Genomic DNA, 20,121 nt, shown 5'->3' on the forward strand with positions numbered 1-20,121 from the left:
GCTGTGACGCGAATCACTCACCGCCCTGGCAACGCGGTGTCCGGGTCCGCCGTCGTACGGCGCATGAGAAGCTTGCCTCTCCTCCCGGCCGCCGCGGCGCTCTCGGCCGTCCTCGTCGCCGCGGTCCCCGCCCAGGCCGCCGCGATCCCCGGCTTCCCCGTCCCGAAGGTCTACGGGACGGCGTTCCAGCCCGACCCCGGCCACGACTTCACCAAGGGCCTCAGGCCCCGCAAGGACGGCGTCCTGCGCGGCTGGATCACCCACGTGGACTCCGGCCGGGTGGAGTACGAACCCATCAGATGGGTGAAGGGCAGGAAGACCAAGGGCTACTTCGTGGGGCCGCCGGAGGGCGACGTCACCGCCTACGCCTCGCCCGTCGCCGAGACCGTCGTCTTCCTGAGCGCCGCCGGCTGCTCCGGCAGGCGATCGGCCACCACGGTGAACGAGAAGGGCCTGGGGGTCAAGCGTTGTTCCCGCAAGGAACTGCTGTCCAGGGCCGCGAAGGCCGAGCGCCCCGCGCTGATCACGGTCTACCGCGGCGAAATCGTCAAGCTTCAGGAGATCTACACCCCCTGAGCCGTGCCGGAAACGGCTCCGCCGGGACCGTGTTCCCGCCCGTTCCCGCCCGGTTCCCGGGCGCCACCGCAGGTGTTTTCCGGCTGTTCGCCGGGGGTGCGGTGCCATCCCCTCCGGCCCGCCCCCGGCCGTCCGGGCCGGGCCGTGCTTAGCAGTTCACCGCCCGGGGCATAAGCCGTACGACCGAAAACCCCATGATCCCTCCCGCGAGAGGGGTTCGGCGAATAGTGTGAGGCAATGGATCGTCGCATCTTCGGGCTTGAGAACGAGTACGGCGTCACCTGCACGTTCAGGGGGCAGCGGCGGCTGTCGCCCGACGAGGTCGCGCGATATCTGTTCCGCCGGGTGGTCTCATGGGGCCGGTCGAGCAACGTCTTCCTCCGCAACGGCGCCCGCCTGTATCTCGACGTCGGCAGCCACCCCGAGTACGCCACTCCGGAATGCGACAACGTCGTGGAGCTCGTGACCCACGACAAGGCGGGCGAGCGCATCCTGGAGGGATTGCTGGTCGACGCCGAGAAGCGCCTGCGGGAGGAGGGCATCGCCGGAGACATCTACCTGTTCAAGAACAACACCGACTCCGCGGGCAACTCCTACGGCTGTCACGAGAACTACCTGGTCGGCCGGCACGGGGAGTTCGGCCGCCTGGCCGACGTGCTGATCCCCTTCCTGGTCACCCGCCAGATCATCTGCGGCGCCGGCAAGGTGCTGCAGACCCCGCGCGGCGCGGTCTACTGCGTCTCCCAGCGGGCCGAGCACATCTGGGAGGGCGTCTCCAGCGCCACCACCCGCTCGCGCCCGATCATCAACACCCGGGACGAACCGCACGCCGACGCCGAGCGCTTCCGCCGCCTGCACGTCATCGTCGGCGACTCCAACATGAGCGAGACGACCATGCTGCTCAAGGTCGGCGCGACCGACCTGGTGCTGCGCATGATCGAGGCGGGCACGGTGATGCGCGACCTGTCGCTGGAGAACCCGATCCGGGCCATCCGCGAGGTCTCCCACGACATGACGGGGCGGCGGCGGGTGCGGCTGGCCAACGGCCGGGAGGCGTCCTCGCTGGAGATCCAGCAGGAGTACCTCTCCAAGGCCCGTGACTTCGTCGACCGCCGCGGCGGCGACGACATCAGCGAGCGGGTGCTGGAGCTCTGGGAGCGCACGCTCAACGCGGTCGACACCGGCAACCTCGACCTGGTCTCCCGCGAGATCGACTGGGTGACCAAGTACCAGCTCATCGAGCGCTACCGCAGCAAGTACGACCTGCCGCTGTCGAGCCCCCGGGTCGCCCAGCTCGACCTGGCCTACCACGACGTGCACCGCCGCCGAGGTCTGTTCTACCTGCTGCAGAAGCGCGGCGCGGTGGAGCGGGTGGCGTCCGACCTGAAGATCTTCGAGGCCAAGTCGGTGCCGCCGCAGACCACCCGGGCGCGGCTGCGCGGGGAGTTCATCCGCAGGGCGCAGGAGAAGCGGCGCGACTTCACCGTCGACTGGGTCCACCTGAAGCTCAACGACCAGGCTCAGCGCACCGTGCTCTGCAAGGATCCCTTCCGCAGCGTCGACGAGAGAGTGGACAAGCTGATCGCCGGAATGTGATGGTCACGCTTCGGCAAGACCGCCCATGGCTTACCTCTTCCGTATGCCGGGGCGGGTAATGTGGCGCGAACCTGACGTCTGCTTGAGGGATATCTATGCGCCGCCGCAGCATGGCCGTACTTGCCGCAGTTCCCCTGATGTTCGCCGCAGCCTGTGGTTCCGGGAGCGGCGGGACCACCAGCACCTCCGGTTCCGCCTCCGGCGGGGCCACGGAGATCCAGGTGACGGGGGAGACGAACGCGAAGCCGACCGTGACCTTCCCGTCGAAGGTCGCCGAGACCTCCTCGGTCAAGGTGCTCACGCCCGGCACCGTCGGCCGCTCCGCCACGGCCGGGACAAACGTGGTCGCCAACTTCACCGTCTTCACCTGGGACGGTAAGACGAACGCGCTCAGCGGGTCGACCTATGACGAGGGCAGCCCGCAGGTCATCCCGGTCAACGAGCAGATCCCGGAGGTCCTGCGCAAGGGCTTCGCCCAGACCAAGGGCGGCGGGCGTTTCGTCTCCGTCGTCGGCAAGGACGCGCTGCCCGCTGAGCAGCAGGCGCAGGTTCCCGCGGGGCAGTCGCAGGTCTTCGTGGTCGACGTGGTCGGCGTCCCCGAGGCCAACGCGGCCAAGGGCAAGGCCGTCGACCCCGGCGTCAAGGGGGTCAAGGTCGAGAACCCGGGCGGCGACACCGCCCCCACGCTGACCACCAAGACCGAGGTCAAGGCGCCCAAGGAACTGGTCGCCAAGACCGTGATCAAGGGTGACGGCCCGGAGGTCAAGTCCGGCCAGTCGATCCTGGTCCAGTACGCCGGCAAGATCTGGGGCACCGGCGTCGAGTTCGACAGCAGCTGGTCCCGGGGCGCCCAGCCGATCATCTTCCAGATCGGCACCGGCAAGGTCATCAAGGGCTGGGACCAGGGTCTGGTCGGTGTCCCGGTGGGCAGCCGGGTGCTGCTGAGCATCCCGCCGGACCTCGGTTACGGCAAGGCCGGCTCCGGCGACAAGATCAAGGGCACCGACACCCTGGTCTTCCTGGTGGACGTGCTGGCCGCCTACTGACGCTTCCGTCCCGTGACCGCGGGCCCGGCCGTGCGTGTTCACGGCCGGGCCCGCGTGCGTTCGCGGCGGGGTGTGCGTGTTCACGGCCGGGCCGGCGTCGTTCGAGGCCGGAGCCGTGGCCGGGCTCCACCGCGCGTCGGAGGGAGACCGGGCTACTGACAACTCTCCTAATAGGGCGCTAGGGTGGGCGCAGCCCTCGGCCCGGGGAGGTTGGGATGCGTCCTGCTGCTCTGCTCGCCGCGCTCTCGCTGCTGCTGGCCGCCGCGTGCACCTCCGGTGAGCAGGCCGGTCCGGACGTCGAGGTGCTCGGAAGTTTCGGGGACAGGCCCACCGTGCGTTTCCCGGAGGGCATGCCCCCCGCCGACCTGCGGTTCGCCGAGCTGATGGCCGGCACCGGCGCGGAGATCGGCGGGAACGACCTGGTCGTCGCCCACTACACCACCCACGTGTGGGACGGCAAGGACAACCGCCTGCTGGCTTCCAGTTTCAATCAGGGTGCCCCCGCCTCGTTCGCGCTGGGCCAGTCGATCACCGGTGTGGGCAGGGCCCTGCGCGGTCACAAGGTCGGCAGCCGGGTGGTCGCCGTCGTCCCGCCGGAGGAGGGCTACGGCCCGAACCCGCCCGGCGGGATGACCGCCGAGGACGAGCTGTTCTACGTGGTCGACGTGCTCGGTTCCTTCCCGCCGGGCGCGGCGGCCAGGGGAGAGGGTGGCCCCGGGGTCCTCGACGGGGTCAGGATCGCCGGTGCCTCCGGAGCGCGACCCTCCCTCGCCCTGCCGCGCAGCAGGCCGCCCGCGGACCTGCGCAGCAAGGTCCTCATCCGGGGCGCCGGGGCGAAGACCCGGGCCGGGCAGCTCCTGGTCACCCAGTACGAGGGCAAGGTCTGGGAGAGCGGCGCCGTCTTCGACTCCACCTGGCGGTCCGGGCACCCCAGGGCGTTCCGGATCGGCAAGGGAGCCGTCATCGCCGGGTGGGACCGCGCCCTGGTCGGCGTCCCCGTCGGCAGCCGCGTCGCCCTGATCGTCCCGCCGAGGTTCGGCTACGAGAACGGCCTGCCCCCGACGATCCGCCCCGGCGACACCCTCGTCTTCGTCGTCGACGTGCTGGCCGCCTACTGACCCTCTGGCCGCCTGCCGGCCCTGACCCGGCCGTCCCGTCGCCCCGCCGCCCCGAGGGGACGGAGCGGCCTCCGGGCCGGGCCTAGAATCCCCGCTGTGAACAGCGACGACCTTGACACGGTGGCGACCCTCCACGATCCGGTGCGCCGGGCGGTCTACGAGTACGTGGTCTCCCGTGGGCAGGACGTGGGGCGCAACGAGGCCGCCGAGGCGGTGGGGGTCCAGCGGACCCTGGCGGCCTTCCACCTCGACAAGCTCGTTGAGGCCGGGCTGCTGGAGGCGGGCTTCCGGCGGCTTACGGACAGGACGGGCCCGGGTAGCGGGCGGCCGGCGAAGGTCTACCGCAGGGCGCGGGGCGAGTGGCAGGTCAGTGTGCCCGCCAGGGACTACCGCACGCTCGCCCGGGCGCTGGCCGAGGCGGTGGACCTGCTCGGCGGGGACGAACGGGCCGAGCAGGCGGCACGGCGGGCCGGGCGCGCTCTCGCCGGGGCGGGCGAGGACCTGGACGGGGTGCTGCGGCGGCGCGGCTACGAGCCGTACGAGGAGGGCGGCCCGGACGGGCGCGGCATGGTGCGGTTGCGCAACTGCCCGTTCCACACGCTGGCCGAGGAGCATCCGCTGCTGGTCTGCTCGATGAACCTTGAACTCTGCCGGGGCCTGCTCGAAGGGCTCGGCGGGGACGCCGGGGCGGCCCGCCTGGATCCACGGCCGGGGGAGTGCTGCGTCGTCTTTTCTAAAAACAACGAAGATTGACATAGAAGAGGGGGGATGGTGTGCTGTGGCCATGCACCTCGCCCAGATGAACATCGCCCACATGCGCGCCCCCAAGGACTCTCCCGAACTGGCCGGCTTCGTGGCCGCCCTGGACCCGATCAACCGGCTGGCCGAAGCGACCCCCGGCTTCGTGTGGCGGCTCAAGGGCGGCGACGGCGCCCAGGACACCGTCGAGCACGACTACGGCGACCACCTGCTGATCAACTTCTCGGTCTGGGAGTCGCGTGACACGCTGTGGGACTTCATCTACCGCAGCGGCCATCTGGCGGTGCTGCAGCGGCGCAGGGAGTGGTTCCTGCGCATGGCGGAGCCGTACACCGTGATGTGGTGGATCCCCGAGGGCCACGTGCCGACGCTGGCCGAGGGGATGGAGCGGCTGGAACGGCTCAGGGCGCAGGGCCCCACGCCGGAGGCGTTCACCTTCAAGGACTTCCACGACGCGCCGTGCGACCGCGGGGCGGAGGGCGCCGACGGGGCGGAAGGCGTCCGCGAGGTCGAGGCGCCCGCGATGTAGGGGCGCCGGCCGTACCGCGGCGCCGAGGGCGTCCACGGCTCCACCGGCGCCGGTGGAGTTCCGGGCGCGTGCGGAGCCGGGACGCCGTGGTGTTCCCGGGCGGCTAAGGCGCCGGAGACGGCTCCGGCAGCAGCGAGGCCGCGTGGCGCCCGGCCGCCGCCGAGGCCAGGAAGTAGGCCAGGTCCTCGTCCAGACCCCGGCCCATCGTCGACAGCCGCACCGGGCACTCCCGCAACGCCTCGTACAGCCCGTCGACGGGTACCCGGACCAGCTCGTGCCGCTCGCCGAGCGGCCGCGCCTGCTCGGCCACCCGCCTGCCGAAGTCGCCGGGCAGCTCCGGCACCGCGACCGTGGCCGGGGCCAGCGCCACCCGGCCGTAGGCGGTCAGCGAGTGGTGCGAGACGCCGACGTGGCGCTCACGCAGGTCGCCCTCGCTGACCCGCAGCGCCGCGACCGGGCGGCCGCCGAGGACGGCGGCGGCGTTGACGGCCTCCCCGGCCGAGACGCCGGAGAAGCCCCAGCGGGTGCCGCTGCCGAGGTTGCCCGGCCCCTGGGCGACGATCGCCACGTCCGCCCCGAGGACGTGGCGGGCCGCCAGCAGGCCGGTGTGCGTCGTCACCGCCTCCACGTCGCCGCCGAACGCCTGGCCCACCGTGATGACCCCGCACAGCCAGCCGCTCTCGCGCAGCCGCGCGCACGACATGGAGAACCAGGCGGGCAACGCGCCGCCGTCGAGCATCACGTAGGCGACCCGGGGGACCCGCCGTCCGCCGTCTCCGGCCGGGGAAGCCTCCGCGCCGGAAGTCTCCATCCCGGAAGTCTCCGCCCCAACCTCGGACGCCCCAACCTCGGACGCCCCAGCCCCGGATGCCCCGGCCCCGGATGCCCCAACCTCGGACGCCCCGGTTCGCGTCGCCGTCTCCGGCGACGGGTGCCCCGCACCGGTCTCCCACGGGCCCGGTGCGGTCTGTGAAATCGGCGTGACGTCCGCGGGGGAGCCGGGGACCGGCGGATGCGCGCCGTACAGGCCGCACAGGATCGCCGGCAGGGCCGAGTGCAGGTCGGCGACGATCACCGGCATGCCGTCGAGGGAGTCGGCTTCCCGCAGGACCTCGTGAAAAGGGGAGTCCTGCTCGTCGGCGCCGAGCACGGTGGCCTGCAGAGGGGTGTAACGTGCCTTCACCAGGTGTCCGGGACCGTGTGGATCTTCCGGCAATCGGTCGGGAACCGCCACCACCATGGCGTAGCCTCCCGTACCGAGACCCATCGCGAGCGCGGTCGTGTTGAGCAGTACCGTGTCGCCGGGCTCCGGGCGTCCCACGAGGGCCGGGTAGGCGAGCGCGCGCACGCCGCCCTCCTCGGTGGTGACGTCGAGTTCCACCGCCCCCGGCCACTCGCGCCGGACCCGTACGACCTCACCCTTGCGCCATCTGATCACGGGGGAAGGGTAGCGTCACTTGAACAGGGAGGAGGCCTGATGTCGCGCCGGAAGACCGAGCGGTTGCTCAATCTCGTGATCTGCCTGCTGGCCACGCGGCGTCCGCTCAGCGCCGAGCACATCCGCCACGCGGTGCCGGGCTACGACGCCGACAACGACGAGGCCTTCCAGCGGATGTTCGAGCGGGACAAGAACGAACTACGGGAGATCGGCATCCCGATCGAGGTCCACAAGGACCCCTGGGAGGAGGATCCCGGCTACCGGATCGTCCGCCAGGCGTACGAGCTGCCGGAGATCACCCTGGAGCCGGACGAGGCGGCCGTGGTCGGCCTGGCCGCCCAGGTGTGGCAGCGGGCCAGCCTGGCCGAGGCGGCCAGCGGCGCGCTGCTGAAGCTGCGCGCGGGCGGCGTGGAGACCGACGAGGCCCAGGGGGTGCTCGGCGGGGCGCTTGAGCTGCGCGTCGACACCCAGGACCCGTCCTTCCCCGCGCTGTGGGAGGCCGTCCGCGACCGCCGCGCCGTCCGCTTCGACTACCGCGGGGCGGCCAGTCAGAACGTGCTGACCCGCACCGTGGAGCCGTGGGGCGTGGTCAGCCGCCGCGGCCGCTGGTACATGGTGGGCCACGACCGCGACCGCGACGCGCCCCGGGTGTTCCGGCTCAGCCGGATCAGCGGCCCGGTCACCACGATCGGCCGTCCCGGCGCCGTGGTGGTCCCCGAGGGCGTCGACATCAGGGCCATGGTCGGCTACGGCGACGACGCGCCCGCCGAGCGGACCGCCCTCATCCGGGTCAGGGAGGGCACCTGTCAGGGGCTGCGCCAGGTGGCCAAGACCGTACGGCCCGCCGGCGGCGGCTGGGACGAGCTGGAAGTCGACTTCACAGACCCCGGCCGGCTGGCCGGGTGGATCGTGGGGTTCGCCGCGGACGCCGTGGTCGTCGGTCCGCCCGACGCCCGTGACGCGGTGATCTGCCGCCTGAAGGGAGCACTCACGTGAGCACGGCCGATCGCCTGCCCAGGCTGCTGGCGCTGGTGCCCTATCTGATGTCGCATCCGGGCGCGCAGGTCCCGGAGGTGGCGAAGATCTTCGGGCTGAGCGAGAAGCAGCTCATCGACGACCTGCAGCTGGTGTGGATGTGCGGGCTGCCCGGTCACACCCCCGGCGACCTGATCGACGTCTCGTGGGACGGCGGCGAGATCGTCATCGACAACGCCGACACGATCGCCCGCCCCCTGCGGCTGGGCGTGGACGAGGCCAGCGCGCTGCTGGTGGCGCTGCGGCTGCTCGCCGAGATGCCCGAGTTCGGGGAGCGTGACGCGCTGGCCCGGGTCATCGCCAAGCTGGAGCAGGCCGCGGGCGAGGGCGCGGCGGCGGTCAGCAGCCAGGTCGCGGTGGAGGTCGACGCCGCCCCCGACGCGCTGCCCAGCGTCAACGAGGCGCTGCGCCGCCGGCGGCGGCTCTCGCTGCGCTACTACGTGCCGGGGCGCGACGAGATCACCCCGCGCGAGGTCGACCCGATGCGCCTGGTCGTCGTGGACGGCCGTCCCTACCTGTCCGGCTGGTGCTATCGGGCCGAGGCGGTGCGGCTGTTCCGGCTCGACCGGATGCTCTCCGTCGACGTCCTCGACGTGCCCGCCGACCCGCCGGCCGGCGCGGTGCCCGACGAGGTGACGCCCGGGGTGTTCCGTCCCTCGCCCACCGACGAGCTGGTGGAGCTGGAGCTGACCGCCGCGGGCCGCTGGGTCTCCGAGTACTACCCCTGCGAGCGCGTCGAGGAGCTCGGCGAGGGCCGTGTCCGGGTGGCGCTGCGCGCCCGCGAGCGGGGCTGGGTGGTCCGCCTGGCGCTGCGCCTGGGCGACACCGGCCGGGTGGTCTCGCCCCCCTCGCTCGCCGAGAGCGTGCGCGCGGCGGCGACCGCGGCGCTGAATCGTTACGAATCGGTTTCCTGACGTGCGGCGTTAGGATCTCCGGGTATGACGTGGATCTTCGCCGGGGGCGCGCTGGCCCTCGCCGGGCTGGTCGTCCTCGGTTTCCTGGCCGTTCGCGTGCTGCGGGCGGCCACCGAGCTCGGCCGGGAGGTGGATCGGGCACGCGGGAGGTTGGAGCCCGCACGACAAGTGTTCATCGAGACGACAAGGACAATACGGGCCGGGAGGGGATGAGTCTGCCCGGTGAGCAGCGTACGATCGGGACCAGAGACTGCACGTCGCTCGGCATAAGGATGTGTCATGCCCAACCTCGGACCCACTGAGCTGATCATCATCGGCCTGATTCTGGTGCTGCTGTTCGGTGCCAAGAAGCTCCCCGAAGCCGCCCGTGGTCTCGGCCGTTCGTTGCGTATCTTCAAGGCGGAGACCTCCAAGCTCCGCGACGACGAGACGGAGACGACGACCGCCACGGTCGTCCAGGCGCAGCCCCAGCCGCCCGCGCCGGCCCCGCAGCAGATCCCGCCGGTCTCGGCGACCGCTCCCGAGCCCGCGCTGAGCGCCGAGGAGCAGGCCCGCCGGCTGGAGGAGCAGGCCGCCAAGCTGCGTGCCCAGGCCGCCGCCCCCAAGCCTCAGTAACCGGCGGCACCCCAGCTTCTCCCGATCACCCGACTCGTCAGACCAGGATGCGTGAATGGCGCTGCTGAAGTGGCCCAAGCCGGGCCGGAACGGGGCGGCACCGCCCGCCGACTCGGCCGACGGCCGCATGCCGCTCATGGAGCACCTCCGCGAGTTGCGTAACCGGCTGGTCATCTCCCTGCTGGCGATGGTCGTGGGGATCATCGTCGGGTTCGTCTTCTTCCAGCCGATCTGGACGTTCATCACCGAGCCGTACTGCGCCCTGCCGGTCTCGCAGGTCCTGCGTGAGGGGGAGTGCACGTTCGCCATCCGCGGCGTCTTCGAGGCCTTCTTCGTCAACCTGAAGGTCGCGGCGATGTTCGCGCTGGTGGCGTCCTCCCCGGTGTGGCTCTATCAGATCTGGGCGTTCGTGACCCCGGCCCTGTACCGCAACGAGCGACGTTACTCGATCGCCTTCCTCGCCATGGCGATCCCGCTGTTCCTGGCGGGTGCGGCGCTTGCCTACTTCATCATGGACACCGGCCTGGCGATCCTGCTCGGCTTCGCGCCGGACAACGCGGTGCCCCTGCTGGAGATGGACGAGTACCTCAGCTACGCGCTGGTCATGCTCATCATCTTCGGGGTCTCCTTCGAGCTGCCGCTGCTGATGGTCTTCCTCAACGTCATCGGGGTCCTGCCACGCGCCACGGTGGCCAAGCACCGGCGCATGGTGATCTTCATCATGTTCCTCTTCGCGGCGCTGGCCACCCCGAGCACCGACCCGTTCTCGATGGTCGCCCTGGCCATCCCGATGGTGGTGCTGTTCGCGCTGGCCGAGGGGTTCATGTATCTGCGGGAGAGGCGGCAGCCGAAGGGTGAGGACTTCTCCCACCTGTCCGACGACGAGGCGTCCTCGCTCGGCGACGACCCGGCGTCCCCGGGCGACGTGGACCCCGTCGACGATCCGGCTCCTATCGATTCGAGAACGGCCGACCCCGATCCCAGCAAATAGGGGATAGGTTCCGGTCTGTGCCCCCGCAGATCGCCGTCCTCGTCAACCCCGCCGCCCGCGGCGGCCGGTCACGGGAACTGCTGCCCCCGGTGCTCGACAGGTTGCGGCGCGGCGGTCGTGAGGTCTCGGTCATCCTCGGGGAGTCCGCCGCCGACGCCCTGGAACGCGCCCGCGCGGCCGTCGCCGAGCGGCCCGCGGTGCTGGTGGCCTTCGGCGGCGACGGCCTGGTCCATCTCGCCGTCCAGGCGGTCGCCGGGACCGGCGTGCCGCTCGGCGTCATCCCCGCCGGCACCGGCAACGACTTCGCCGCCGCGCTCGGCATCCCGCTGAAGGACCCCCTGGCCGCCGCCGACACCGTGCTGCGCGGGCGGGTCCGCACGGTCGACGCCGCCACCGTGGGCGCGGCCGAGTGGTTCGCCGGGGTCGTCGCCTGCGGCTTCGACTCCCGGGTCAACGAGCGGGCCAACCGGCTGACCTGGCCGCCCGGCATGGCCAAATACCTGGTCGCGCTCGCCGCCGAGCTGCGCACCTTCCGGCCGATCCCGTTCCGGATCGACCTGGACGGCGAGCTCGTCGAGCGGGAGGCCATGCTGGTCGCGATCGGCAACACCTGCTCCTACGGCGCCGGCATGCGGGTCTGCCCGGACGCGCTCCCCGACGACGGCCTGCTGGACGTGGTGGTCCTCGGCGCGGTTCCCAAGGTCGAGTTCCTGCGCACCTTTCCCCGCGTCTACCGGGGGTCCCACATCGGCCACCCGGCCGTCACCGTGCGCCGCGCCCGCCGGGTCACCGTCCAGGCCCCCGACGTGATCGCCTACGCCGACGGCGAGAGGGTCGGGCCCACCCCGCTGACGTGCGAGGTCGTCCCCGGCTCGCTCTCGGTCGTCGTCTAGCGATGCTCGGCCGCCGGGGACGGTCCGGCCGCAGGCACGGCCCACCCCCGGCCCACGCGGACCGGGGCACCCCCGGTGGGACATCCGCTCGGAGCGGACGGCGGACGGACCGGAATCTCGATATCGGTAGGCTGGGGGACATGACGACCCCAGCGGAACGATACGCTGCCTTCCGTCAGAGTCAGGCCGAGAGCGGGCCCGCGCTGACCTCGTTCCGCGGTCTGTACGACTTCCAGCTGGACGACTTCCAGCTCGACGCCTGCCGCGCCCTGGAAGCGGGCGACGGCGTCCTCGTGGCGGCGCCCACCGGCTCCGGCAAGACCGTCGTCGGTGAGTTCGCGGTCCACCTCGCCCTCGCGGAGGGCCGCAAGTGCTTCTACACCACCCCGATCAAGGCCCTGTCCAACCAGAAGTACAACGACCTGGTCAAGAGGTACGGCGCCGCCAAGGTCGGCCTCCTCACCGGTGACAACAGCGTCAACGGCGACGCCCCGATCGTCGTCATGACGACCGAGGTGCTGCGCAACATGCTCTACGCGGGCTCCGGCACCCTGGCGGGGCTCGGCTTCGTCGTCATGGACGAGGTGCACTACCTCGCAGACCGGTTCCGCGGCGCGGTCTGGGAAGAGGTGATCATCCACCTGCCCGAGTCGGTGCGGCTGGTCGCCCTGTCGGCCACCGTCAGCAACGCCGAGGAGTTCGGCGAGTGGCTCGGCGAGGTCCGCGGCGACACGAGCGTCATCGTCGACGAGCACCGTCCGGTCCCGCTCTGGCAGCACATGCTCGTCGGCAACCGCCTGTACGACCTGTTCGTCGGCGACGAAGACGGCCTGCGCCCCCAGGTCAACCCCAACCTGCTGCGCATCGCCCGCGACGAGGAGCGTCAGGCCTACGGCCGGGGCCGCCGGGGCTACTCCCGGCCCCGCCGGAGCGGCCCGCCCGACCGGGCCGTGGCCATCGAGCGCCTGGACGCCAACGGCCTGCTGCCCGCGATCACCTTCATCTTCTCCCGGGCAGGGTGTGACGCCGCCGTCGTGCAGTGCCTGTACGCGGGCATCCGGCTCACCACCGACGCCGAGCGCCACGAGATCCGTCAGATCGTCGACGAGCGCACCGCGCACCTGCCCGACGAGGACCTGGCCGTGCTCGGCTACCTGGAGTGGCGCGACGCCCTGGAGCGGGGTCTGGCCGCGCACCACGCCGGCATGCTCCCGGCCTTCAAGGAGGTCGTCGAGGAGCTGTTCACCCGCGGTCTGGTCAAGGCCGTCTTCGCCACCGAGACCCTGGCGCTGGGCATCAACATGCCCGCCCGCTCCGTGGTGATCGAGAAGCTCGACAAATGGAACGGCGAGACGCACGCCGACCTGACGCCCGGCGAATACACCCAGCTCACCGGCCGGGCGGGGCGGCGCGGCATCGACGTGGAAGGCCACGCGGTGGTCCAGTGGCAGCCGGGCACCGACCCGCTCCAGGTCGCCGGCCTGGCCAGCACCCGCACCTACCCGCTGCGCTCCAGCTTCCGCCCCTCCTACAACATGGCGGTCAACCTGGTCGGCCAGGTGGGCAGGGAGCGCGCCCGGACCCTCCTGGAGTCCTCCTTCGCGCAGTTCCAGGCCGACCGGGCCGTGGTGGGCATCGCCAAGCAGTTGCGCCGCGCGGAGGAGGCCCTGGAGGGCTACCGCGAGGCGATGACCTGCCACCTGGGAGACTTCCAGGAGTACGCCGCGCTGCGCAGGGCGCTGTCCGACCGGGAGTCCGAGCTGTCGCGCCAGCGGGGCGCCGCCCGCCGGGCCCAGGCGCTGCGCTCGCTGGAGGCGTTGCGGCCCGGTGACATCATCCGGGTTCCCGGCGGTCGCCGGGCCGGACTGGCGGTCGTCCTCGACCCGGGCCTCAACTCCCGGGGCGAGGGGCCCTCGCCGCTGGTGCTCACCATCGGCAAGCAGGTTAAGAAGCTCTCGCCGGCCGACTTCCCCGTCCCGGTCGAGCCGGTCGACCACCTGCGCATCCCGAAGAACTTCAACGCACGCTCCCCGAAGGAGCGGGCCAACCTGGTCTCGTCCGTGCACGCCAAGATCGGCGACCGCGACTTCGGCAAGCCGGTCAGGGCGCGCGACCACGCGACCGAGGACGACGAGATCCTGCGCCTGCGCCGGGAGCTGCGCCAGCACCCCTGCCACGGATGTGACGAGCGTGAGGACCACGCCCGCTGGGCCGAGCGCTACTACAAGCTGCTCCGCGACACCGAGGGCCTGCGCCGCCGGGTCGAGGGCCGCTCCCACGTCATCGCCCGCACCTTCGACAAGGTCTGCGGGGTGCTCGACCAGCTCGGCTACCTCGACGGCGAGAACGTCACCGCCGAGGGCCGCCGCCTGGCCCAGCTCTACACCGAGCTGGACCTGCTGACCTCCGAGTGCCTGCGCGCCGGCCTCTGGAACGACCTGGACCCGGCCGAGCTGGCCGCCTGCGTCTCGTCGCTGGTCTTCGAGTCGCGGCAGGCCGACGACGCCCGCCAGCCCAGGATCCCCGCGGGCCGCGCCCAGAAGGCGCTGGCGGACATGGTCCGCCTCTGGGGAGAGCTGGAGGCGATCGAGAGCGACCACGGCCTGTCGTTCATCAGGGAGCCCGACTTCGGCTTCGCCTGGGCGGCCTTCCGCTGGGCCAAGGGCCACAGCCTGGACGCCGTGCTCAGCGACGGCATCAACGGCGCGGAGCTGGCCGCGGGTGACTTCGTGCGCTGGACCAAGCAGCTGCTCGACCTGCTCGGTCAGATCGCCGACGCCGCGCCCGCCGGGAGCAAGATCAAGCAGACCGCGGGCAAATCGATGGACGCCCTGCGGCGCGGCGTGGTGGCCTACTCGTCCCTGGCGTGACCCGGCTGCCCGGCCGCGCTCCGGGACCGGTTCGAGCCCGGGTCCGCTCCTCCGGGTGAGCCGGTTCGCGCCGGGGCGTTCCACGTCTGGGCGATCTGCCGTAGGCCGGTTCGCGCCGTGCCGTTCTGCGCGTCCCGCGCTGTTCTGCGCGAGCCGGCGCGCGTCCGGGCGGTCCCGCACGCGGGCCGGTTCCCGCCGGGTCGCTCCGCGTGGGCCGCTTCCGGGAGCCGTCCCCCGCACGCTCCGGGCCGTCACGGCGGGCCCGGCGGGCCTGGCTGACCGCCCGGTCAATACGGCGTGACGGGCGGTGGGCGGAACGTAGCCCTCAGGGCTGTTTCCTGGGGTGACGCGGCGGAAATCCCCATGTCGGAAGCAGTTGTCCCCCGCCCAGGGAGGTAAGGATGTTCGCCCTCGCCGCCGCACTGCTCTTCGTCCTGGCCTTGATCTTCCAGATCGCCGGCGTGGCGGTCGGCACCGTCGTGACCGTCACCACGCTCGGCATCGCCGGTCTGCTCTGCGTGGCGCTGCACCTGATGGGCGTCGGCGCCGGCTGGACCCTGAAGAGGTAGCCCTCGGTGTGTGAGGCCGCGCCACGCCCCGGGCGCGGCCTCATCCCGGGTGGCGGACCGGGCCTGGCCGGGAAGGGGGACGAAGGGGATGTCAGGCCGGTTGGGGTCGGGTGTCACGCCGGGCTGAAGCGGACCTCGCGGGTGGCCGGGTCGGCGCGTGTCAGCCGCACACGGACGGCCTCGCCGAGCGGGAGCCCTTCGCCGTCGCAGCGGGCCACCACAGCCGGGTCGGTGACCTGGACCAGGCCCCCCGGACGGTCCGCCTCCACATCGATCACCACGGCGTCGAACGCCTGGCCCACCCGCTCGCGCAGCACGAGCGCCTCCACCAGGTCCACGCACGCCCGCTCGACGCCACCCGCCCGCCGCCCGGTGGCGTGCATGATCTCCGGTAGCGTGCCCATGGTCTCCTGCACGTCCGCCGGAACAGGCTCGCCCGCCGCGACGGCCAGGCAGATCTCGGTGGCGTAGCGGTCGATGAGGCGGCGCAGCGGCGCCGTCACGTGGGCGTACGGCGCTCCCACCGCGACGTGCTCCGCCTGCGCCGGGGGCTCGCCGTTGAAGGCCACGTACCCGGCGCCTCGCAGCAGCACGGTGGACTCCTGAAGGAAGGCCGCCTGCCCGGGGACCCTCGGGTCGAGGGCGTGCACGACGTCGCCGTAGCCGGCGTCCTCCGGCCACGGCACGCCGAGTGCGGCGGCCACCCGGCGGATCTGCGCCACCTTCTCGGCGGGGGCGGGCGGCAGGACCCGGAGCAGGCCGATCTCGGCGTCCAGCATCATCGACGCCGCGGCCATGCCGGTCAGCAGGGAGATCTGCGCGTTCCACGCCTCGGCCTCCAGCGGGGCGCGGAACTCCACCCGGTAGCCGCCCCCGTCGGGGACGATCTCCTGGTCGGGGATGGGTAGCGTGACGCCGCCCCGGGCCCGCTCCAGGGCGAGCCTGAGCCGGCCGATCTCGGCGAGCAGCCGCAGGGTGCCGTCGGCGGTTCCGGTGTCGACCGCCGTCTGCACGTAGCCGTAGTCGAGGCGTTCACGGCTGCGCACCAGCGCCCGTGTCACGTCGGCGCCCACGATCTCCCCGTCGGCGTCGAGGTCGACGCACCACAGCGCGGCCGGGCGCGTCACCCCGGGCAGCAGGCTGGCGGCGCCCTCCGACAGCACGGGCGGGTGCAGCGGCACGCGCCCGTCGGGCATGTAGACCGTCTCACCGCGGTTGCGGGCCTCGGCGTCGATCGCGCCGCCGGGCCGGACGAATGCGCCGACATCGGCGATGGCATACCAGACGCGGTAGCCACCGGGCCGTTCCTCCAGGTGGAGGGCCTGGTCCAGGTCCATCGCGCCCGGCGGGTCGATGGTGACCAGCGGCAGGTCGGTGCGGTCGAGCCGCGGCAGCGCCGGTACCTCGGCGACCCACTCGGCTTCGTCGATCACTGCCCGGGGGAACTCCCAGGGCAGCTTCATCTCCCTGCGAATGCGCTCGAAACCATCGTCGAGCCGCGGATGGGACTCTCCTGGTATTCGGATGCTCTTATGGGGCACATCGAGCAACCTACCGGTTTGTCCCCCGCTCCCGGTCGAGCCCCGGCCCTCGCTCGGACCCCGCTCCCGGTCGAGCCCCGGACGGCCGTACGCCCCGCCGGAGGATCCGCCGGGCTCAGCGCGCGGCGAGGGCGGAGGTCAGGCGGTCGAGAGGGCCGCCGATGCCGTAGCGCTCGGCGAGAGCGGCCAGCGCCTCCGGGTCGCGCGGCGTGGCCGGGAGCGCGAGGTCGGCCGCCGGGACGGGCGCGTCGTGGGCGACCCGGACCACCGCCGGGGCCACACGCAGGTAGTCGTGGGCGGCCGACAGCTTGGCCCGCTGGCCCGCCGTCAGGTCGCCGCCCCCGTCGACCGCCCGCAGCAGCGCCTCCAGCGAACCGAACCTGGTGATCAGGGCCGCGGCGGTCTTCTCACCCACACCGGGCACGCCCGGCAGGCCGTCGCTGGGGTCGCCGCGTAGCACGGCGAAGTCGGCGTAGGCGCGGCCGGGGATGCCGTACTTCCCGGTGACGGCGGCCTCGTCGACCGGCTGGAGGTTCTTGACGCCCCGGGCGGTGTAGAGGACGCGCACCGGCCGGGAGTCGTCGACCAACTGGAACAGGTCGCGGTCGCCGGTGACGACGTCGACCGGGCCGCGCGCCCGCGCGGTGAGCGTGCCCATCACGTCGTCGGCCTCGTAGCCGGGCACCCCGATGCGGGCGACACCCAACGCGTCGAGCACCTGCTCGATCACCGGCACCTGCGGGGCGAGCGTCGACGGGGTCTCCTCGGCGCCGTCCTGGGCGACCCGGTGTGCCTTGTACGCCGGGATCGCCGCGACCCGGAAGGCGGGACGCCAGTCGGCGTCCATGCAGGCGACCAGTTCGGCGGGGGAGTGCGCGCGGACCAGCATGGCGATCATGTCGATGACGCCGCGCACCGCGTTGACGGGCATCCCGTCGGGTGCGGTCAGTGACTCGGGCACCCCGTAGAAGGCGCGGTAGTACAGGGACGGGGTGTCGAGAAGCATCAGACCGGGCATGCCGACCATTTAACCAATCAGCCGAGCACGTCGATCGCCAGAACGCAGGTGTCGTCCTCCGGGTTGGGGCCGCCGACCACCTCGATCAGCCGGTCGAGGCCGTCGCCCAGGTCGTCTCTCAGCAGGGCCGCCGCTTCCAGGACCAGCGTGAGGCCCTCGTCGATGTCGCGGGTGCGCCGCTCCACCAGCCCGTCGGTGAACAGCAGCAGCAGGTCGCCCTCCCGCAGCTCGACCGTCTCCAGGGCGTACGGCTCGTCGGAGGTGGCGCCGAGCAGCACCCCGGTGGGCGGGTCGAGCTGGACGGCTCTGCCGTCGCGGACCAGGATCGGCGCGGGGTGCCCGGCCTGCCCCCAGGTGAACCTCCCCGTGGCCGGGTCGAGGTGGCCGACCACCGCGGTCGCCGTGCTCTCCGGCATCCGGTGCAGGACCAGGTCGTTGAGCCAGGCCAGCAGCCGGTCGGGGCCGTGGCCGGTCATCGCCAGGCCGACCAGCGCGTGCCGGAGCTGGGCCATCTGGGAGATCGCCGGCATGCCGTGCCCGGAGACGTCACCGATGGCCAGCAGGACCCGGTCGTCGGGCAGGGGCAGGGCGTCGTACCAGTCGCCGCCGAGGCCGGCCCTGATGCCCGCCGCCACGTAACGGACTGCGATCCGCGCGTGGGGCAGCTCGATGGCCTCGCCCAGCCCCGGCATGATCGCGTCGCGCAGCGCCACGCTCATGTGCCGCTCCCGGGCGGCCCGCTCGCGCACCTCCAGCAGCTTGCTGCGCGACTCCGACATGATGCGTTCGGCCCGGCGCCGGTCGGTGATGTCCTGAACCACGGCGTGCACGGCCGCGCCGTCGGCGGCGACGGGGTCGAGTGCGGCGCGCAGGTGGCGGATCTCGCCCCGGCGGCGGATGCGGAACTCCGCCTCCCCGGAGAAGGCCCGGTGCACCACGGCCCAGAGCAGCCGGTCGAGGGCCGGCCGGTCGACCGCCTCGACGTGGCCGAGCAGGTCACGCAGCTGGACCGGCCCGTCGCCGGGATCCCTGCCGAAGATGACGTACGCCTGGTCGGACCAGGTGGCTTCTCCGGTCTGGAGATTCCACTCGGCCCAGCCCATGTCGCCCAGGCGCTCAGCGTGCGCCAGGCGTGCGTTAAGGAGCTGGCGCTCCACGGCCAGGTGCTCGTCCAGCTCTCCGCGCAGGCGCTGCACCATCTCGGCAGCGGTCAACGGGGCCGAACCGGTCACGTGGTCGTTTCGTGGGTGGAGGGGTGGCTGGTGGCCGCCCACTACGCCGACCATGTAGCTCGCTCTCGGAATTTATGGCCTTACGGACATTTCACCAACAAAATGTGATCGTACTTAAACGGATTGTAGTGGTGGGCTCGCCGCCCCGGCTGCTTTTCCTGGACTTTCGTTCCCGCGCCCGGGCCGGATGCGTCCGAGATCCGTCCCCGATTAGATTGGGCGGTGTGACAACGGTGTCTTCTGATCTCTATCCCGTTACCCGCCTGGCCGCCGCCCGGGAGGCGACCGGGGCAGCCGGGCTCGACGCGTTGCTGCTCACGCCGGGCCCCGACCTGCGCTACGTGACCGGCTACGACGCGCTTCCGCTGGAGCGGCTCACCTGCCTGGTGCTCCCGGCGGAGGGCGAGGCCTTCATGATGGTGCCCCGCCTGGAGTTGCCCGCGGCCGAGCACTCTCCGGCGTCACGGCTGGGGATCGAGTTCGTCCCCTGGGACGAGACCGACGATCCCTACGCGGCCGTCGGCGCCCGCCTGGGCGCGGTGCGCCGGGTCGGCCTCGCCGACCGCATGTGGGCGATGCAGTCGCTGCGCTTCCGCGACGCGATCCCCGGCGCCGAGCAGGTGCTCGCCGGGACGGTTCTGCGGGGCCTGCGCATGCGCAAGAGCCCCGCCGAGGTCGCCGCGCTGCGCGAGGCGGGCGCCGCGATCGACGCCGTCCACGCCCGGGTCCCCGACTTCCTGCGGGCCGGCAGGACCGAGCGCGAGATCGGCCGGGACATCGCCGACGCGATCATCGCGGCCGGGCATGCCACCGTCGACTTCGTCATCGTCGGTTCCGGCCCCAACGGGGCCAGCCCGCACCACGAGCTGTCGGACCGGGTGGTGCGGGAGCGCGAGCCGATCGTGGTCGACATCGGCGGGCAGATGCCCGACGGCTACTGCTCCGACTCCACTCGCGTGTACGCCATCGGCGAACCGCCGGCCGGCTTCGTCAAGTACTACAACGTGCTCCAGCGCGCCCAGCAGGCCGCCTGCGACGCCGTGCGCCCCGGGGTGCCGTGCGAGGACGTCGACGCCGCCGCGCGCGAGGTGATCGCCGCCGAGGGCTACGGCGACTACTTCATCCACCGCACCGGCCACGGCATCGGCCTGGAGACCCACGAGGAGCCCTACATCGTCGAAGGCAACACCGAGCCGCTGGCCCCGGGCTTCGCCTTCTCCGTCGAGCCGGGCATCTACCTGCCCGGGGCGCACGGTGCCCGGATCGAGGACATCGTGGTCTGCACGGCCGAGGGCGGCGAGCGCGTCAACCACCGGCCCAGGGAACTGATCGTCGTCTAGCTCCGGCCGCCCCCCGCCCTGCCCCTGTCCCCGCCCTCGGC

General features: G+C 72.4%; 19 protein-coding genes. 15 read left to right on the forward strand and 4 right to left on the reverse strand.

Features of this window, described 5'->3' with window-relative positions:
• The first annotated feature begins 63 nt into the window (after window positions 1-63).
• The 6 genes from ABD841_RS19000 (at window position 64) to ABD841_RS19025 (ending at window position 5,624) form a co-directional block, all read left to right on the forward strand.
• The gene (locus ABD841_RS19000; RefSeq protein WP_344973231.1) at window positions 64-576 is read left to right on the forward strand and encodes a hypothetical protein; all 513 of its coding nucleotides are present in this window, start codon (window positions 64-66) and stop codon (window positions 574-576) included.
• A gap of 237 nt (window positions 577-813) precedes the next feature.
• Complete coding sequence (gene pafA / locus ABD841_RS19005; protein ID WP_344973233.1) at window positions 814-2,172, forward strand: Pup--protein ligase; 1,359 nt, start codon at window positions 814-816, stop codon at window positions 2,170-2,172.
• Between the two features lie 95 nt (window positions 2,173-2,267).
• Entirely contained in the window at window positions 2,268-3,218 is a 951-nt protein-coding gene (locus ABD841_RS19010) for an FKBP-type peptidyl-prolyl cis-trans isomerase (RefSeq protein WP_344973235.1), read from the forward strand.
• A gap of 215 nt (window positions 3,219-3,433) precedes the next feature.
• Window positions 3,434-4,336, forward strand: coding sequence for an FKBP-type peptidyl-prolyl cis-trans isomerase (locus tag ABD841_RS19015; protein ID WP_344973237.1), 903 nt, complete (start codon window positions 3,434-3,436; stop codon window positions 4,334-4,336).
• A gap of 96 nt (window positions 4,337-4,432) precedes the next feature.
• Complete coding sequence (locus ABD841_RS19020) at window positions 4,433-5,089, forward strand: helix-turn-helix transcriptional regulator (protein WP_344973239.1); 657 nt, start codon at window positions 4,433-4,435, stop codon at window positions 5,087-5,089.
• 31 nt (window positions 5,090-5,120) lie between these two features.
• Window positions 5,121-5,624, forward strand: a complete 504-nt coding sequence (locus ABD841_RS19025; protein WP_344973375.1) for a DUF3291 domain-containing protein — start codon at window positions 5,121-5,123, stop codon at window positions 5,622-5,624.
• A 103-nt stretch (window positions 5,625-5,727) separates the two neighbouring features.
• Here the strand turns inward: ABD841_RS19025 and ABD841_RS19030 are convergent, their stop codons facing one another.
• A complete protein-coding gene (locus ABD841_RS19030; RefSeq protein WP_344973241.1) occupies window positions 5,728-7,062 on the reverse strand; it encodes a DUF3866 family protein in 1,335 nt (444 codons plus the stop codon).
• Window positions 7,063-7,101: 39 nt separating this feature from the next.
• Between ABD841_RS19030 and ABD841_RS19035 the strand changes: the two genes are divergently transcribed.
• The 8 genes from ABD841_RS19035 to ABD841_RS19070 all read left to right on the forward strand — a co-directional run bounded on the left by ABD841_RS19035 (window position 7,102) and on the right by ABD841_RS19070 (window position 14,949).
• Window positions 7,102-8,058 (forward strand): helix-turn-helix transcriptional regulator, encoded by a 957-nt coding sequence (locus ABD841_RS19035; protein ID WP_344973243.1) that lies wholly within the window; start codon window positions 7,102-7,104, stop codon window positions 8,056-8,058.
• The gene (locus tag ABD841_RS19040) at window positions 8,055-9,011 is read left to right on the forward strand and encodes a helix-turn-helix transcriptional regulator (RefSeq protein WP_344973245.1); all 957 of its coding nucleotides are present in this window, start codon (window positions 8,055-8,057) and stop codon (window positions 9,009-9,011) included. Before ABD841_RS19035 ends, ABD841_RS19040 begins: the two co-directional genes overlap by 4 nt.
• Before the next feature lie 24 nt (window positions 9,012-9,035).
• Window positions 9,036-9,224: a hypothetical protein gene (locus tag ABD841_RS19045; protein ID WP_344973247.1), complete on the forward strand. Its 189-nt coding sequence runs from the start codon at window positions 9,036-9,038 to the stop codon at window positions 9,222-9,224.
• A 66-nt stretch (window positions 9,225-9,290) separates the two neighbouring features.
• A complete protein-coding gene (tatA, locus tag ABD841_RS19050; RefSeq protein ID WP_344973249.1) occupies window positions 9,291-9,626 on the forward strand; it encodes a Sec-independent protein translocase subunit TatA in 336 nt (111 codons plus the stop codon).
• Between the two features lie 55 nt (window positions 9,627-9,681).
• The gene (gene tatC, locus ABD841_RS19055) at window positions 9,682-10,617 is read left to right on the forward strand and encodes a twin-arginine translocase subunit TatC (protein WP_344973251.1); all 936 of its coding nucleotides are present in this window, start codon (window positions 9,682-9,684) and stop codon (window positions 10,615-10,617) included.
• Between the two features lie 17 nt (window positions 10,618-10,634).
• On the forward strand, window positions 10,635-11,510 hold the full coding sequence (locus ABD841_RS19060) for a diacylglycerol/lipid kinase family protein (protein ID WP_344973253.1): 876 nt from the start codon (window positions 10,635-10,637) through the stop codon (window positions 11,508-11,510).
• A 140-nt stretch (window positions 11,511-11,650) separates the two neighbouring features.
• Entirely contained in the window at window positions 11,651-14,380 is a 2,730-nt protein-coding gene (locus tag ABD841_RS19065; RefSeq protein ID WP_344973255.1) for a DEAD/DEAH box helicase, read from the forward strand.
• Between the two features lie 401 nt (window positions 14,381-14,781).
• Entirely contained in the window at window positions 14,782-14,949 is a 168-nt protein-coding gene (locus tag ABD841_RS19070) for a hypothetical protein (protein ID WP_344973257.1), read from the forward strand.
• Window positions 14,950-15,062: 113 nt separating this feature from the next.
• On the opposite strand, the gene ABD841_RS19075 is transcribed toward ABD841_RS19070, so the two are convergent.
• From ABD841_RS19075 to ABD841_RS19085, 3 genes are all read right to left on the reverse strand, one after another.
• Complete coding sequence (locus ABD841_RS19075) at window positions 15,063-16,412, reverse strand: RNB domain-containing ribonuclease (RefSeq protein ID WP_344973258.1); 1,350 nt, start codon at window positions 16,410-16,412, stop codon at window positions 15,063-15,065.
• Between the two features lie 193 nt (window positions 16,413-16,605).
• Window positions 16,606-17,508: a 5'-3' exonuclease gene (locus ABD841_RS19080; RefSeq protein ID WP_344973260.1), complete on the reverse strand. Its 903-nt coding sequence runs from the start codon at window positions 17,506-17,508 to the stop codon at window positions 16,606-16,608.
• A 17-nt stretch (window positions 17,509-17,525) separates the two neighbouring features.
• Window positions 17,526-18,707 (reverse strand): PP2C family protein-serine/threonine phosphatase, encoded by a 1,182-nt coding sequence (locus tag ABD841_RS19085; protein ID WP_344973262.1) that lies wholly within the window; start codon window positions 18,705-18,707, stop codon window positions 17,526-17,528.
• A 266-nt stretch (window positions 18,708-18,973) separates the two neighbouring features.
• Here ABD841_RS19085 and ABD841_RS19090 point away from each other — a divergent pair, with 266 nt between their 5' ends.
• Entirely contained in the window at window positions 18,974-20,080 is a 1,107-nt protein-coding gene (locus ABD841_RS19090) for a M24 family metallopeptidase (protein ID WP_344973378.1), read from the forward strand.
• Window positions 20,081-20,121: the final 41 nt, after the last annotated feature.

The sequence above is a fragment of the Streptosporangium fragile genome (assembly GCF_039534445.1).
GTDB lineage: Bacteria > Actinomycetota > Actinomycetes > Streptosporangiales > Streptosporangiaceae > Streptosporangium > Streptosporangium fragile.

What these genes read in the sequence shown, in the direction of transcription:
- ABD841_RS19045 (WP_344973247.1), top strand. Translation starts at nt 9,036, where the DNA reads ATGACGTGGATCTTCGCCGGGGGCGCGCTGGCCCTCGCCGGGCTGGTC.
- pafA (WP_344973233.1), top strand. Translation starts at nt 814, where the DNA reads ATGGATCGTCGCATCTTCGGGCTTGAGAACGAGTACGGCGTCACCTGC.
- tatA (WP_344973249.1), top strand. Translation starts at nt 9,291, where the DNA reads ATGCCCAACCTCGGACCCACTGAGCTGATCATCATCGGCCTGATTCTG.
- ABD841_RS19065 (WP_344973255.1), top strand. Translation starts at nt 11,651, where the DNA reads ATGACGACCCCAGCGGAACGATACGCTGCCTTCCGTCAGAGTCAGGCC.
- ABD841_RS19085 (WP_344973262.1), bottom strand. Translation starts at nt 18,707, where the DNA reads ATGGTGCAGCGCCTGCGCGGAGAGCTGGACGAGCACCTGGCCGTGGAG.
- ABD841_RS19010 (WP_344973235.1), top strand. Translation starts at nt 2,268, where the DNA reads ATGCGCCGCCGCAGCATGGCCGTACTTGCCGCAGTTCCCCTGATGTTC.
- ABD841_RS19035 (WP_344973243.1), top strand. Translation starts at nt 7,102, where the DNA reads ATGTCGCGCCGGAAGACCGAGCGGTTGCTCAATCTCGTGATCTGCCTG.
- ABD841_RS19015 (WP_344973237.1), top strand. Translation starts at nt 3,434, where the DNA reads ATGCGTCCTGCTGCTCTGCTCGCCGCGCTCTCGCTGCTGCTGGCCGCC.
- ABD841_RS19075 (WP_344973258.1), bottom strand. Translation starts at nt 16,412, where the DNA reads ATGAAGCTGCCCTGGGAGTTCCCCCGGGCAGTGATCGACGAAGCCGAG.
- ABD841_RS19070 (WP_344973257.1), top strand. Translation starts at nt 14,782, where the DNA reads ATGTTCGCCCTCGCCGCCGCACTGCTCTTCGTCCTGGCCTTGATCTTC.
- ABD841_RS19000 (WP_344973231.1), top strand. Translation starts at nt 64, where the DNA reads ATGAGAAGCTTGCCTCTCCTCCCGGCCGCCGCGGCGCTCTCGGCCGTC.
- tatC (WP_344973251.1), top strand. Translation starts at nt 9,682, where the DNA reads ATGGCGCTGCTGAAGTGGCCCAAGCCGGGCCGGAACGGGGCGGCACCG.
- ABD841_RS19025 (WP_344973375.1), top strand. Translation starts at nt 5,121, where the DNA reads ATGCACCTCGCCCAGATGAACATCGCCCACATGCGCGCCCCCAAGGAC.
- ABD841_RS19080 (WP_344973260.1), bottom strand. Translation starts at nt 17,508, where the DNA reads ATGCCCGGTCTGATGCTTCTCGACACCCCGTCCCTGTACTACCGCGCC.